A 14,114-nucleotide genomic window follows, 5' to 3' on the forward strand; every position below is an offset into this window, starting at 1 on the left:
CGTTCGCCACTGATCCCCTCCCGAAGAAGGTTCACCGTTCGACTTGCATGTGTTAAGCACGCCGCCAGCGTTCGTCCTGAGCCAGGATCAAACTCTCCGTAGATGAATTTGCATCCGGGCGAGAACCGAGAGTTGGCACTCTCGATATCCATCAACCCAAAGAAACCCACAAAGGGGTTGTTACTTGGCACTGACTTTCGGCACGCTGTTGAGTTCTCAAGGAGCGGACGCGCTCCAACTCCAGCCTTTTCGGCCTTCGTTCGAGGCGGTGTCTCCACTTTACACCGCGCTCCGCATCAATTCAAACCGCGGGGGTTCGACTGGCGGTTGACCAGGCTGGCGGCCCGGTCCGTTCTCGCTCGGTGCAGAGAGAACATTACACGACCTCCAGGGCCCTCTGCAGGGGGGGTCCCGGAGGGGGGTACGTCCTCCCTCGATCGCCCTGTCCACCAGGGCTTTCGGCCTCCGGGCGGGCGGCTCGGGAGCCGTCGTCCGTGGGCGCTGGGTGGAACGGCAGCCACGGGTCCGCTCTTCCCGAGGCGTCCGAGCGCTGCGTCACAGGAGCGTCGAGCCCTGCGTCACAAGGCGCCCGGGACTCGGCCGGCGGCGGTCAGAGCACGCCGCGGGGGCGGAACTGCACGCTGACCCGGGGCCCGACGGGCTTGGCCGTCTTGGGGATGCAGTGCTCCCACGTCCGCTGGCAGGAGCCGCCCATGACGACGAGGTCGCCGTGCCCCAGGGGGAAGCGCCGGCTCTCGCCGCCGCCGACCGGCCTCAGGAGCAGCGGCCGCGGCGAGCCGAAGGAGACGATCGCCACCATCGTGTCCGCGCTGCGGCCGCGCCCGACGCGGTCCCCGTGCCAGGCGACGCTGTCCCGCCCGTCGCGGTAGAGACACATGCCGGCCGTGACGAACGGCTCGCCGAGCTCCGGGGAGTAGTGGGCGTTCAGCGCGTCGCGCGCCTCGGTCAGCAGCGGGTGCGGCAGCACCTCGCCTCCGCCGTACCACCGGAGCAGCCGGGGGACGGCGACCTCGCGCTCGTACATCTGCCGACGGTCGGCGCGCCAGCCGATGTCGCCGAGCAGGACCTCGAGGACGGCGTCGGACCCGGCGACCCACCCCGGCAGGTGGTCGACCCACGCTCCGCGGCCGAGCTGGTGCCGGGTGACGGTGAGCGGCCCGAGGGTCGGTTCCTCCGCCAGGTCCCACATCGACGGCTGGTGCGCGAGCGACATGGGCGCAGGCTACGCGCGATCGAACGTCTGTACGAGTGGAGCGCCCGCGGCCCCGTCCGGAGGCTCACCGCGAGCGTGCGCGCGGTGACGAGGACCGGGGCCTCCCTCAGGCGGTGAGCGCCAGCGCGAAGGGCAGGACGCGGGAGGCACCCGCCAGCCGCAGCTCCCGGCCGGCGACGGTGAGGGTCCAGCGCGAGTCGGCCAGGTCGTCGACGAGCAGGACCGGGACGGGACCCATCGCCGCGAGCTGCTCGCGCAGCTGGGGACCCACCACGATCCGCTGCCACACCCCCGCCAGTCGGAAGGCGCTGTTCCCGCCGGGCTGTCCGGTCGGGCCGCCGTGCGCGAGGGAGAGCTCACCGAGGTAGGGCAGCCGCCCGAGACCGGCCAGCCCCTGCGCCAGGCCGGTCACCAACCGGGGGCGCCGCCGCGACGGCACCGCGACGACCGCGGCCGGCCGCTCGGCCCAGTCCCAGGCACCGAGCACGCGAGCGCAGGCGCGGATGAGCTCGTCGTCCGGCGGGGTGTCGGAGACCGCACGCCGGACCGGGACGTCGAAGGCGGCGTCCGGGTCCTCCTCGAGGCCGGGCGCCTCGAGGTCGACGACGCCACCCACGCCGTCGTCCCCCAGGAGGGAACGCAACCGCTGCCCCCAGCCCAGGTCGGTGAGCCGGGCGACGGCCCGGCCGGGGTCCATCTGCTCGCCGGGCGGGATCTTGCCCTTCACCTCCACGCCGAGCCGGTCAGCGCCGGTGGGCCACATCGCGCGGGGCGCGAGCTCCACGCCGGGCCGGTCGAGCGCCTCGGAGGCGGCCCGGGTCGCGGCCTCGGGCACGTCGGCCGCGTACCAGGGGCCGGCGCAGACGTCGCACCGGCCGCACGGCGCGGCGGTCGGGTCGTCCAGCGCCTCCTGGAGGAAGGCCATCCGGCACTGCGCCTCGTCGACGGGCCGGGCGTAGGCGATCATCGCGCGCTGCTCGGCCTCGCGGGTGCGGGTCACGCGGGCGTAGCGGTCGGCGTCGTACACCCACGGCCGGCCGGTGGCCCGCCAGCCGCCCTGCACCCGCTCGACCGCCCCGTCGACGGCCAACACCTTGAGCAGCAGCTCCAGCCGGGACCGGCGGACGTCGGCCACGGTCTCCAGCCGGGCCACCGACCAGGCCGCGCCGTCGGCCATCGCGGACAGCACGGCCGCGGCGTGGTCCTCCCGCGGCATGGAGGAGGTGGCGAACCACTGCCAGATCGCGAGGTCCTCCGGGCCGGGGAGGAGTAGCACGTCGGCGTGCTCGACGGCGCGGCCGGCCCGGCCGACCTGCTGGTAGTAGCTGACCGGGGAGGACGGCGCGCCCAGGTGGACGACGAACCCCAGGTCGGGCTTGTCGAAGCCCATGCCGAGCGCCGACGTCGCGACCAGGGCCTTCACCCGGTTCTCCCGCAGCGCCTCCTCGGCCTCGCGGCGGTCGGCGTCGTCCAGCCGCCCGGTGTAGGCGCGCACCTCGTGGCCGGCGTCCCGGAGCAGGGTGGCGGTCTCCTCCGCGGCGGCGACGGTGAGCGTGTAGACGATGCCGCTGCCCGGCAGGTCGCCGAGGTGGGCGGCCAGCCACGCCAGGCGGGCGCGGTCGGTGGGCAGCCGGAGCACGCCCAGGCGCAGCGAGTCCCGCGCCAGCGCACCCCGCACGGTGGTCACCGAGACCCCGCCGGCGCCCAGCTGCTCGGCGACGTCGGCCACGACCCGCTCGTTGGCGGTCGCCGTGGTGGCCAGCACCGGCGTGCCCGCGGGCAGCGTGCCCAGCAGGTCGCGGATGCGGCGGTAGTCGGGGCGGAAGTCGTGCCCCCAGTCGGAGACGCAGTGCGCCTCGTCGACGACCAGCAGGCCGCAGCGCTCGACCAGGTCGGGCAGCTGCTCCTCGCGGAACCGCGGGTTGGTCAGGCGCTCGGGCGAGACCAGCAGCACGTCGACGTCGTCGGCGGCCAGCCGCGCGGCGACGTCGTCCCACTCGGTGGCGTTGGCGCTGGAGATCTCCACCGCCCGGATGCCGGCCCGCGCGGCCGCCGTCACCTGGTCGCGCATCAGCGCCAGCAGGGGGCTGACCAGCAGCGTGGGGCCGGCGCCGCGGCGGCGGAGCAGCGCGGTCGAGACGAAGTACACCGCCGACTTGCCCCACCCGGTGCGCTGCACGACCAGGGCGCGCTCCGAGCGCTCCACCAGCGCGGCGACGGCGGCGTCCTGTCCCTCGCGGAACTCGGCGTCGGGCCGGCCGGTCAGCTCGCGCAGGACCTCGAGGGCCTCGGCGGCGAGGTCGGACGTCGGGGGCGCGACGGAGCTCATGGCTCCCGACAGTAGGTACCCGGGGCGACAGGACCGGCTGCCGCGCGGATCCTGGGGACGATGGAGGAGGATCCACAGGCGATGCGACCGCCGGACAACCACGTGCACACCCACTGGTCCTGGGACACCCCCGACTCGGCGACGATGGTGCGCGCCTGCGAGCGGGCGGTCGCCCGGGGCCTGCCGGCCATCGCCTTCACCGAGCACCTGGACTTCACCACCTGGTCCCCCGAGGACCGCGCCACCGCCGAGGGCCTGGTCGACCGGCACGCCTCCCGGCACCTGCCGATCGACGTCGAGGGGTACTTCGCCGAGCTGGAGGAGTGCCGCGAGCGCTTCCCCGAGCTGCGGATCTGGTCCGGCGTGGAGACCGGTGAGCCGCACCTGTTCGCCGCCAGCGTCGCCGACCACCTGCGCGACGCTCCGGTCGACCGCGTGCTCGGATCGCTGCACTCGCTGAGCGAGGACGGCCGGCTGTACGGCGTCGGCCGGCTGCTCTACCCCGACCCCGACACCACGATGCGCCGCTACCTGGCCGAGGTCGTCGACATGGTCGAGAACAGCGACGTCTTCCAGGTGCTCGCCCACGTCGACTTCCCGCGCCGGTACTGGCCCGGCGGCAGCGACCGGTACTCGGAGAAGGACTTCGAGGAGGAGTACCGGGCCGTCTTCCGGGCGCTGGCGCACACCGGCCGGGCGCTGGAGGTCAACACCACCAGCCCGCTGGCCTCGGTGGACCAGGTGCGCTGGTTCTTCGAGGAGGGCGGGGAGGCGGTCAGCTTCGGCAGCGACGCCCACCAGCCGCCCGTCGTCGGCCAGCACTTCGACCTCGCGGTGGACGTCGTGGAGTCCGCCGGGTTCCGCCCCGGACGGGACGCGTTCGACTTCTGGCGGCGCTGAGCACCGCTGGGCACCGCCGGGCACCACTCGGCACCGCTGGGCGCCGCAAAGAACTACTTCACCGCTAAGAGAACTGCCGTTAGGGTCGGGGGGTGACCTCACCCCGCCGCGTCGTGATCGCCCTCGGGGGCAACGCGATGACCGGGCCGGACGGCTCGGCCACGCCGGCCGCCCAGCAGGTGGCGATCGCCTCGGCGTCGGTGCACATCGCGGAGGTCGTGGCCACCGGCGTCGAGGTCGTGCTGACCCACGGCAACGGCCCCCAGGTGGGGAACCTGCTGGTCAAGAACGAGCTCGCGGCGCACGAGGTCCCCCCGGTGCCGCTGGACTGGTGCGTCGCGCAGACCCAGGCGACGATCGGCTTCACCCTCGCCGACGAGCTGGACGCCGCACTGGCCGCCCGCGGACTCCCCCAGCGCACCGCCAGCCTGGTCACCCGCACGCTCATCGACCCCGACGACCCCCACTTCCGCGAGCCCTCCAAGCCGGTCGGCCGGTTCCTCCCCCGCGAGCAGGCCGAGCAGTTCATCGCGCACGGGCAGATCTGGGAGGACCGCGGCGAGCGCGGCTGGCGGCGGGTGGTCGCCTCCCCCGAGCCGCGGTCGGTGATCGACGTCCCCGCCATCTCCGCGCTGGCCGCGGCCGGCTTCGTCGTGGCCTGCGCCGGCGGGGGTGGCATCCCGGTGGCGGAGGGCGGCGACGGCGGTGCCCTCCACGGCGTCGAGGCGGTCATCGACAAGGACCTCACCGCCGCCCTGCTCGCCGCCGAGCTGGGCGCCGACACCCTGGTCATCGCCACCGACGTCCCGAACGTGATGGTCGACTTCGGCACGCCGGACGCGCGCCCGCTGGGCCGGGTCACCGCTGCCGAGCTGCGCGCGCACGCCGCGGCCGGGCAGTTCGCCCGCGGCTCCATGGGTCCGAAGGTCGACGCCGCGCTGCGGTTCGTCGAGCGTGGCGCGGCGGCCGGCGCCGGACACGTCCGCCGCGCCGTCATCACCAGCCTCGAGCACATCTCCGACGCCGTCCGCAGTGACGACGCCGGCACCACCCTGACCGCCTGAGCACCGACAACCGAGAGGAAAGCCGTGCCCGCACCTATCGAGGTCCGCAAGGTCCCGCTGCACAACGTGAGTGACGCCTCCGAGCTGGCCAAGCTCATCGACGAGGGCGTCTTCGAGGCCGACCGGGTGGTCGCCGTCATCGGCAAGACCGAGGGCAACGGCGGCGTCAACGACTACACGCGGATCATCGCCGACCGCGCCTTCCGGGAGGTGCTGCAGGAGAAGGGGACGCGCTCGGCCGAGGAGGTCAAGCAGATCCCGATCGTGTGGTCCGGCGGCACCGACGGCGTCATCAGCCCGCACGCCACGATCTTCGCGACCCTGCCCGAGGACGCCGTCGAGAAGACCGACGAGCCGCGGCTGACCGTGGGCTTCGCGATGAGCGAGCGGCTGCTGCCCGAGGACATCGGCCGCATCTCCATGGTCGAGAAGGTCGCCGACGGCGTGCGCCGGGCGATGAAGGAGGCCGGCATCGAGGACCCGGCCGACGTCCACTACGTGCAGACCAAGACGCCGCTGCTCACCATCGAGACGATCCGCGACGCCCACGAGCGCGGGCAGACCACCTACTACGACGAGCCGCACGGGTCGATGGACCTGTCCAACGGCACCACTGCCCTGGGCATCGCCGTCGCCCTCGGCGAGATCGAGATGCCGACGCAGGAGCAGGTCATGCGCGACCTGTCGCTGTTCTCGTCGGTGGCCTCCTGCTCGTCGGGCGTGGAGCTCGACCAGGCGCAGATCGTCGTCGTCGGCAACGCCCGCGGGCACGGCGGCAACTACCGGATCGGGCACTCGGTCATGAAGGACGCCCTGGACCAGGACGGCATCTGGGAGGCGATCCGCAACGCCGGCCTCGACCTGCCCGAGCGCCCGCACCACACCGACCTCGGCGACCGGCTGGTCAACGTCTTCCTCAAGTGCGAGGCCGACCCGACCGGCAAGGTGCGCGGCCGGCGCAACGCGATGCTCGACGACTCCGACGTGCACTGGCACCGGCAGATCAAGGCCACCGTCGGTGGCGTGACGGCGTCGGTCACCGGCGACCCGGCGGTGTTCGTCTCCGTCGCCGCGGTGCACCAGGGCCCGTCGGGCGGCGGCCCGGTGGCCGCGATCGTCAAGGCCTGACGACAGCCGGATGACGCCCGCCTGACCGGCCTGACCCGCCCGACCCGCGGTTGATCATGGGGTTGTCGCAGGACGACGCGCCACTACCGGCGTGTCCGACGGCAACAACCCCATGATCAACGCGGAGAGGGGTGCCCACGGAGGAGGGCGCTGAGGAGCGGCGGCCGGGGATCGGCGCGGCGGGTCATCGGTCCAGGGTCACCGCGACCAGCGCGAACCCGCGCGCGACCAGGTCGAGGAATCGGGCGGGGTCCTCGTCCGGGTGCCAGGCGGTGAACGCCGCGCCCAGCACCGCGGCCGCCGCCTGCGCCACCAGCGCGGCGGCGAGGGGGTCGCCCGGGAGCTGGCGGTGCGCCCAGCCGTCCAGGGCCCCCTCGATGTGCCGGTAGGCAGTGCGCTGGTAGGCGGCGAGCTCGGGGTCGTCGGCCAGCCGGCGCCGCACCGCGAGGGTGCCGGTGTGGGTGGTCAGGTACTCACGGCACACCGCGCCCAGCGCCGTCCACGGGTCGGCCGCGCCGTCGGCCGCGGCCAGCATCCCGGCCAGCCGGTCGGCGTCGCCGGGGTCGGGGTCGAAGAGCGCGGCGGCCTTGGTCGGGAAGTGGTTGAAGAACGTCCGCCGGGAGACACCGGCCGCCGCGGCGATGTCGTCGACCGTGACCACGGCGAAGCCGCGTCGCCCCACCAGGTCGACCGCGGCGGCCTGCAGGGCCCGCCAACTCTCCCGGCGCTGCGCCTCCCGGGCGCCGAGCGGCTGCACTCCGTGCACGTTAGCCCCTAGGGTCGCTGCACTGAGTGCAACGGAGCGGGAGGAGCACGGGATGAGCAACCGTCGACTCGAGGGCAAGGTCGCCCTCGTCACCGGCGCCGCGCGCGGCCAGGGCCGGGCGCACGCGGTCCGGCTGGCGAGCGAGGGCGCCGACGTCATCGCCCTGGACGTCAACGCCGACGCGAAGACGACGGCCTACCCCGGCCCGACGGCCGAGGACCTCGCCGAGACGGTCCGGCTGGTGGAGGCGCAGGACCGGCGGATCGTCGCCCGCGAGGCCGACGTCCGGGACTTCGACGCCGTGTCCGCGGTCGTCGCCGAGGGCGTCGCCGAGCTCGGCCGGCTCGACGTCGTCGTCGCCAACGCCGGCATCTGCTCGGCGAACCTCTCCTGGGACATCTCGATCGAGCAGTGGCAGGAGACGATCGACACCAACCTGACCGGCGTCTTCTTCACCGCGAAGGCGACCGTGCCGGTCCTGATCGAGCAGGGCACCGGCGGCTCGATCGTCATCACCAGCTCGGTGGCCGGCCTGCGCGGGCTGCCGTTCCTCGGCCACTACGCGGCCAGCAAGCACGGCGTCGTGGGGCTGGCCCGCACGATGGCCAACGAACTCGGCCAGTACGGCATCCGGGTCAACACCGTCCACCCGCACGGCGTCGCGACCGGGATGACCGTCGACGACATGCAGCCGCTCCTGGTCCAGTACGCGAGCACGCTCGGGCCGATCTTCATGCAGACGCTGCCCGACCAGGTGTCGCAGCCGGAGGACATCGCCGCCGCCGTCGCGTGGCTGGCGTCCGACGAGGCGCGGCACGTCACCGGCATCGCGCTGCCGGTCGACCTCGGCACGCTCGCCCGCTGAGACCGGCCGCGGGCCCGGCGGCGACCGGGCCCGCGGTCAGGGCAGGATCGCGTCCACGTAGCCGCCGTCGACCCGCAGCGCGCCGCCGGTGGTCGCCGAGGCCAGCGGCGAGGCCAGGTAGACGCACATGTTCGCGATCTCCTCGGGCTCGATCAGCCGCTGGAGCAGCGAGTTCGGCCGGTGCCGGCGCATGAACTCCCGCTGCGCCTCCTCCCAGGGCAGGTCGCCGACCAGCGAGTGCACGAACTCCTCGACGCCGCCGGTGTGCGTCGGCCCGGCGATCACCGAGTTGACCGTCACGCCGGAGCCCGCGGCCTCCTTGGCGAACCCGCGGGCCACCGCGAGCAGCGCGGTCTTGGTGACCCCGTAGTGCACCATCTCCGCCGGGATCACCACCGCCGAGTCGCTGGCGATGTACTGCACCCGCCCCCAGCCGCGCTCGCGCATGCCGGGCAGGTACGCGCGGGTCAGCCGGACGGCGGTCAGCACGTTGGTCTCGAAGTAGCGGCGCCACTCGTCGTCCGGGATCTCCAGGACCGGCTGCGCGCCGAAGACGCCGAGGTTGTTGACGAGCACGTCGGCGGCCGGGACGGCGTCGAGCAGCGCGGCGGTGCCCTCGTCGGTGGTGACCTCCCCGGCGACGGTGGCGACCTCGGCGCCCGCGACGTCGGCCCGCAGGCGGTCGGCCGCCCCGGTGAGCTTCCCGGCGTCCCGCCCGGTCAGGACGACCGCTGCCCCGGCCCGGGCCAGTCCGGTGGCGATGGCCAGGCCGATGCCCTGCGAGGAACCGGTGACGACGGCGCGGCGGCCGCTCAGGTCGATCTGCACGAGCAGAGCAAGGCGCGGGCGACGCGGGCTGTTCCGCAGACGGCTCGGTTCCGGGGCTCGGCAGGCCGCCTCCTCTACCCTGTCGGCCGAACAGTGCGACCCGGGGGGTCGGGCCGGACGGGAGCACACCGAGTGAACGGGTCCACCCGCGTGCGGCGTGCCCTCCCAGCGCTCTTCCTCGCCCTGGTCGTCGTCCTCGACGTCGCCGGCGGCCGCGACCAGGTCATCGCGGGCGTGACGGTCATCGCGCCCCTGGTGGCGGCGACGGTGCTGGGCCGGGGGGCGACCGTCGCCTACGGCGTGCTCGCGCTCGGGGCCGCGGCGGCCCTCGGCGTCTACGACCGGCAGTTCACGGCCGCGACGGTGCAGACGCAGGCGGCGCGGCTGCTGCTGATCGTGCTGGGCACGCTGGTGGCGGTCGGCGCCTGCACGCTGCGGCTGCGGCGGGAGGCCCAGCTCGCGCGGGTCAGCGCCGAGGTCGCCGCCGCCCGGGCGGTCGTGGAGACGGCGGAGACCCTGCAGCGTCACCTGCTCGGGGACCCGCCGGACGTGGCGCCTCTCGAGCTGGCCGTGCGCTACCGGCCGGCCGGCCGGCACGCCCGGGTCGGCGGGGACTGGTACGACGCGTTCCGGCTCGCGGACGGGACGACGGCGCTCGTCATCGGCGACGTCGCCGGCCACGACGCCCCGGCCGCGGCGTTCATGGCGCAGACCCGCGGGATGCTGCGGGGCCTGGCGGTGACCGGGCCGGGCTCGCCGGCCGCCGTCCTCACCGCCCTGGACGGGGTGTTCGCGGCCCTGCGCGTCCGGACGCTGGCGACGGTGACCGTGGCGACCCTGGACCCGCGGCCCGGCGGCGGCGCGCTGCTGCGCTGGTCCAACGCCGGGCACCCGCCGCCGGTCCTGGTCCGCGGCGACGGCCGGGCGCTGCTGCTCGAGCGCCCGGTCGACCCGCTGCTCGGCATCGCCCGCAGCGCCCGGCGCGCCGACCACGAGGTCAGCCTCGACCCCGGGGACACCCTGGTCCTGTACACCGACGGCCTCGTGGAGCGGCGGGACGCACCGCTGGACGACGGGTTCGCGCTGCTGGTGGCGACGCTGGAGCGGGTCGGCCGGGACCCGATCGAGCAGGTGTGCGACGGGGTGCTCAGCGGCGTGGGCGGTCGGGGGGACGACGACGTGGCGCTGCTCGCCGTGCGCCTCCCGCCTCAGCCGGCCGCCACCGCCAGGTAGGCGGGCGGGACGGCGTCGACCAACCAGACGCCGTTCGCCGAGCGGGTGAAGCGCGCGCCCGCCGCGGCGAGCCCGGCCGCGTCGACCCGCAGCACCACCGGCACCCCGCGCCGTCCGCCCACCTGCCGGGCGGTCGCGACGTCGGCGCTGAGGTGCACCGCGTGCCGCCGACCGGGCCGCAGCCCCTCGGCGAGGATCGCCGACAGGAAGCGCTCGACGGTGCCGTGGAACAACACCGGTGGCGGGTCCTCCGGGGCGTAGCCGAGGTCGACCGCGACGCTGTGGCCCTGGCTGGCGCGGATCCGCCGCCCGCTCCCGTCCAAGGCGAACCGTCGCTTGCCGTCGGTCGCGACCAGGTGGTCGAGGGTCGCGCGGTCGATGCGCAGCGCGGTGAGCACCGGGTCGACGTCCGCCCAGCCGGCCGCGTCCAGGACCAGCCCGGCGCTCTCCGGCGCGTGCCTCAGCAGGTAGGACAGCCGCTTGCTCAGCCGGACCATCCCCGGCTCGTCCACGGCGCTACGACCGGCCGCCGAGGGCCGCGGTGATCCGGGCGGCGGTCTCGACCAGCAGGGGGACGACGGTGCGCTGCAGCTCGCCACGGCTGGACCGGCCCACCGAGGTCGACGACGCCAGCGCGGCCACCACCTGCCCGGACCGGTCGCGCACGGGCGCCGAGGCCGAGAGCAAGCCCGCCTCCAGCTCCTCGGCCACGATCGACCAGCCCTGCTCCCGCACCCGGGCGAGCTCCGCCCGCAGCGCCGAGGGGTCGGTGACGGTCGAGGGGGTGATGGCCCGCAGCGGCCGGCGGTTGAGGGCGGAGTCGACGACCTCCGTGGGCGCCCAGGCCAGCAGCACCCGGCCCATCGAGGTGGCGTAGGCGGGGACCCGCGTGCCGACGGAGACGTTGATGCTCATGATCCGGCGGACCGGCACCCGGGCGACGTAGACCACCTCGTCGCCGTCCAGGGTGGCCAGCGAGGCGGACTCGTGCGTCTGCTCGGCCAACTGCAGCAGGTGCGGCTGGGCCAGCTCGATGAGCGCGTGCGACGCGGTGTAGTGCTGGCCGATGGAGAGCACCCGCGGGGTCAGCGACCAGCGCCCGTTGCGACCCCGCACGTAGCCCATCCGCTCCAGCGTGATGAGGAACCGGCGGACCGCCGGCCGTGAGAAGCCGGTGATCTGCGCGAGCTCGGCGAGGGTCGGCTCGGGGTGTTCCTCGTCGAAGGCCAGCAGCACGGCGATGCCGCGCTCGAGGCTCTGCACGTAGTCGCGGTCGCCGTTCGTGCCTTCCCGCTCCCCCTCGGACATCGGCCCCCATCTTCCTGCACGCCGGGGCTTGACGGGCGCGCGTGACGCCCACCACACTCTTCGCACGCACTGCGGACACAGTGTACGCACTGCGTGCATCCGGCGAGGAGGGGCACCATGCTCGACCCGCGCAGCATCCGCAACGCCTTCGGGCGCTTCGCCACCGGCGTCACCGTCGTCACGTGCGCCAAGGACGACGGCGTGCCACACGGCGCAACGGTGAACGCGTTCACCGCGGTCTCCCTCGTGCCGGCGCTGTGCCAGGTGACGCTGACCCGCCAGTCGAAGGCCTGCGGCTATCTCGAGGGCGCGCCGTTCGCGGTCAACGTGCTGGCCGCCGACCAGCTGGACACCGCGTGGCACTTCGCCGGCCGTCCGCAGGACCCCGAGCCGGCCTGGGCCGACGGGCCGACCGCACCGGTCCTCGTCGGCAACGCCGCGACGATCTCCTGCCGGCCGTGGCGGACCTACGACGGCGGCGACCACCTCATCGTCATCGGCGAGGTCGTCCACCTCGAGGTGACCGACGCCGCCCCGCTGCTGTTCTTCGGCGGCCGGTTCCGCGAGTTGGCGGCCCCGACCACCGGCGTCCACTGGGGCGGGTCGCTGGACTGCCCCGAGCTGGGCTGGTTCGACGCGACGACGGCCTTCCCCGCGCTGCACCCCCACTCCTCCCGAGCCGCGTCCTGAGAGACGACCCCGTCCTCCTCCCGCCTCGACGAAGGACCCCCTCCTCCCACCCCTCGCTCCGCTCGGGGGCCCGGGAGGGGACCGACGCACCACCCGTTCCACCGCACGGCACGCAGTCCCCGACTCCACCGACGAAGGAGGGTCCCCTGTGACGCTCGAGCAAGAACGCGAGACGGTCAGCCCCCGCACGCCCACCGAACCCGGCACGCCCACGGCCACCCGGCCCATGACCGGCGACGAGTACATCGAGAGCATCCGCGACGGCCGGGAGATCTGGCTGTACGGCGAGCGGGTGCGCGACGTGACGACGCACCCGGCCTTCCGCAACCCGGTCCGGATGACCGCCCGCCTCTACGACGCGCTGCACGACCCGGAGCACCGGGCGGCGCTGACCGTGCCGACCGACACCGGCAGCGGCGGCTTCACCCACCCGTTCTTCCGGGCTCCGCACTCGACCGAGGACATGGTCCGCGACCGCGACGCGATCGCCGCCTGGGCCCGGATGTCCTACGGCTGGATGGGCCGCTCACCGGACTACAAGGCCAGCTTCCTCGGCACGCTCGGCGCGAACAGCGAGTTCTACGCGCCGTTCGAGGACAACGCGAAGCGCTGGTACCGCGAGTCGCAGGAGAAGGTCCTCTACTGGAACCACGCGATCATCAACCCGCCCGTCGACCGCAACCTCCCGCCCGACGAGGTCGGCGACGTGTTCATGAAGGTGGAGAAGGAGACCGACGCCGGCCTGATCGTCTCCGGCGCCAAGGTGGTCGCCACCGGTTCGGCGATCACGAACTACAACTTCATCGCCCACTACGGACTGCCCATCAAGAAGAAGGAGTTCGCGCTCATCTGCACGGTGCCGATGGACGCACCGGGCGTGAAGCTGATCTGCCGCACCTCCTACACCCAGCAGGCCGCGGTCATGGGCAGCCCGTTCGACTACCCGCTGTCGAGCCGGATGGACGAGAACGACACGATCTTCGTCTTCGACAAGGTCCTGGTGCCGTGGGAGAACGTCTTCCTCTACGGCGACATCGAGAAGATCAACGGCTTCTTCCCCGTCTCCGGCTTCATCCCCCGGTTCACCCTGCACGGCTGCACCCGCCTGGCGGTCAAACTCGACTTCATCGCCGGCCTGCTGATCAAGGCGCTCGAGGCTACCGGCAGCAAGGACTTCCGCGGCGTGCAGACCCGGGTCGGTGAGGTCATCGGCTGGCGCAACGTCTTCTGGGCGCTCACCGACGCGATGTGCGCCAATCCCGACGAGTGGGTCGGCGGCACCACGCTCCCCAAGCTCGACTACGGGCTGACCTACCGGATGTTCATGATCCAGGGCTACCCGCGGGTCAAGGAGATCATCGAGTCCGACGTCGCCAGCGGGCTGATCTACCTCAACTCGCACGCCATCGACTTCAAGACCCCCGAGGTGCGGCCCTACCTGGACAAGTACGTGCGCGGGTCCAACGGGATCGAGGCCGTCGACCGGGTCAAGGTCATGAAGGCGCTGTGGGACGCCGTCGGCACCGAGTTCGGCGGCCGGCACGAGCTCTACGAGCGCAACTACTCCGGCAACCACGAGAACGTCAAGGCCGAGCTGCTCTTCGCGGCCGAGGCCCAGGGCACGACCGGCTCGATGAAGGGCCTGGCCGAGGCGTGCCTGGCCGAGTACGACCTCGACGGCTGGACCGTCCCCGACCTCGTCGGAAACGACGACGTCTCCTTCTTCGCCAACCGCACGTGACCGGAGGGGATCGGTGCGCCGGACGCGG

At 73.7% G+C, this 14,114-nt stretch carries 13 protein-coding genes and 1 rRNA gene; 7 read left to right on the forward strand and 7 right to left on the reverse strand.

Translation table 11 applies throughout. The features are described 5' to 3' along the window. From ACI79D_RS08020 to ACI79D_RS08030, 3 genes are all read right to left on the reverse strand, one after another. Positions 1-103 (reverse strand): 16S ribosomal RNA (locus ACI79D_RS08020); the annotation flags it as partial. A 507-nt stretch (positions 104-610) separates the two neighbouring features. After that, on the reverse strand, positions 611-1,234 hold the full coding sequence (locus tag ACI79D_RS08025; RefSeq protein ID WP_456917834.1) for an alpha-ketoglutarate-dependent dioxygenase AlkB: 624 nt from the start codon (positions 1,232-1,234) through the stop codon (positions 611-613). A gap of 106 nt (positions 1,235-1,340) precedes the next feature. Then, on the reverse strand, positions 1,341-3,563 hold the full coding sequence (locus ACI79D_RS08030) for a DEAD/DEAH box helicase (protein WP_456917835.1): 2,223 nt from the start codon (positions 3,561-3,563) through the stop codon (positions 1,341-1,343). A 60-nt stretch (positions 3,564-3,623) separates the two neighbouring features. On the opposite strand from ACI79D_RS08030, the gene ACI79D_RS08035 reads away from it, so the two are divergent. The 3 genes from ACI79D_RS08035 to bar all read left to right on the forward strand — a co-directional run bounded on the left by ACI79D_RS08035 (position 3,624) and on the right by bar (position 6,655). Further along, positions 3,624-4,463, forward strand: coding sequence for a PHP domain-containing protein (locus ACI79D_RS08035; RefSeq protein WP_456917836.1), 840 nt, complete (start codon positions 3,624-3,626; stop codon positions 4,461-4,463). A gap of 92 nt (positions 4,464-4,555) precedes the next feature. Further along, positions 4,556-5,527, forward strand: coding sequence for a carbamate kinase (locus ACI79D_RS08040; RefSeq protein WP_456917837.1), 972 nt, complete (start codon positions 4,556-4,558; stop codon positions 5,525-5,527). A 24-nt stretch (positions 5,528-5,551) separates the two neighbouring features. Next, positions 5,552-6,655, forward strand: coding sequence for a barbiturase (gene bar / locus ACI79D_RS08045; protein ID WP_456917838.1), 1,104 nt, complete (start codon positions 5,552-5,554; stop codon positions 6,653-6,655). Between the two features lie 184 nt (positions 6,656-6,839). Here the strand turns inward: bar and ACI79D_RS08050 are convergent, their stop codons facing one another. Further along, positions 6,840-7,421, reverse strand: coding sequence for a TetR family transcriptional regulator (locus ACI79D_RS08050; RefSeq protein WP_456917839.1), 582 nt, complete (start codon positions 7,419-7,421; stop codon positions 6,840-6,842). Positions 7,422-7,473: 52 nt separating this feature from the next. Between ACI79D_RS08050 and ACI79D_RS08055 the strand changes: the two genes are divergently transcribed. After that, positions 7,474-8,286 (forward strand): mycofactocin-coupled SDR family oxidoreductase, encoded by an 813-nt coding sequence (locus ACI79D_RS08055; RefSeq protein ID WP_456917840.1) that lies wholly within the window; start codon positions 7,474-7,476, stop codon positions 8,284-8,286. A 36-nt stretch (positions 8,287-8,322) separates the two neighbouring features. On the opposite strand, the gene ACI79D_RS08060 is transcribed toward ACI79D_RS08055, so the two are convergent. Next, on the reverse strand, positions 8,323-9,114 hold the full coding sequence (locus tag ACI79D_RS08060) for an SDR family NAD(P)-dependent oxidoreductase (protein WP_456917841.1): 792 nt from the start codon (positions 9,112-9,114) through the stop codon (positions 8,323-8,325). Positions 9,115-9,246: 132 nt separating this feature from the next. Here ACI79D_RS08060 and ACI79D_RS08065 point away from each other — a divergent pair, with 132 nt between their 5' ends. Continuing rightward, positions 9,247-10,347 carry a PP2C family protein-serine/threonine phosphatase gene (locus ACI79D_RS08065; RefSeq protein WP_456917842.1) on the forward strand — a complete coding sequence of 367 codons (1,101 nt, stop codon included), beginning with the start codon at positions 9,247-9,249 and terminating at the stop codon, positions 10,345-10,347. Here the strand turns inward: ACI79D_RS08065 and ACI79D_RS08070 are convergent. Next, positions 10,323-10,859 (reverse strand): RNA 2'-phosphotransferase, encoded by a 537-nt coding sequence (locus tag ACI79D_RS08070; protein WP_456917843.1) that lies wholly within the window; start codon positions 10,857-10,859, stop codon positions 10,323-10,325. The genes ACI79D_RS08065 and ACI79D_RS08070 overlap by 25 nt on opposite strands. Positions 10,860-10,863: 4 nt before the next feature. Then, on the reverse strand, positions 10,864-11,655 hold the full coding sequence (locus ACI79D_RS08075) for an IclR family transcriptional regulator domain-containing protein (protein ID WP_456917844.1): 792 nt from the start codon (positions 11,653-11,655) through the stop codon (positions 10,864-10,866). 117 nt (positions 11,656-11,772) lie between these two features. Here ACI79D_RS08075 and ACI79D_RS08080 point away from each other — a divergent pair, with 117 nt between their 5' ends. Both ACI79D_RS08080 and ACI79D_RS08085 read left to right on the forward strand, forming a co-directional pair. Next, the gene (locus ACI79D_RS08080) at positions 11,773-12,345 is read left to right on the forward strand and encodes a flavin reductase family protein (protein WP_456917845.1); all 573 of its coding nucleotides are present in this window, start codon (positions 11,773-11,775) and stop codon (positions 12,343-12,345) included. A 148-nt stretch (positions 12,346-12,493) separates the two neighbouring features. Beyond that, on the forward strand, positions 12,494-14,086 hold the full coding sequence (locus ACI79D_RS08085; protein ID WP_456917846.1) for a 4-hydroxyphenylacetate 3-hydroxylase family protein: 1,593 nt from the start codon (positions 12,494-12,496) through the stop codon (positions 14,084-14,086). Positions 14,087-14,114 lie beyond the last annotated feature (28 nt).

It is taken from the genome of Geodermatophilus sp. SYSU D00708, assembly GCF_054050115.1.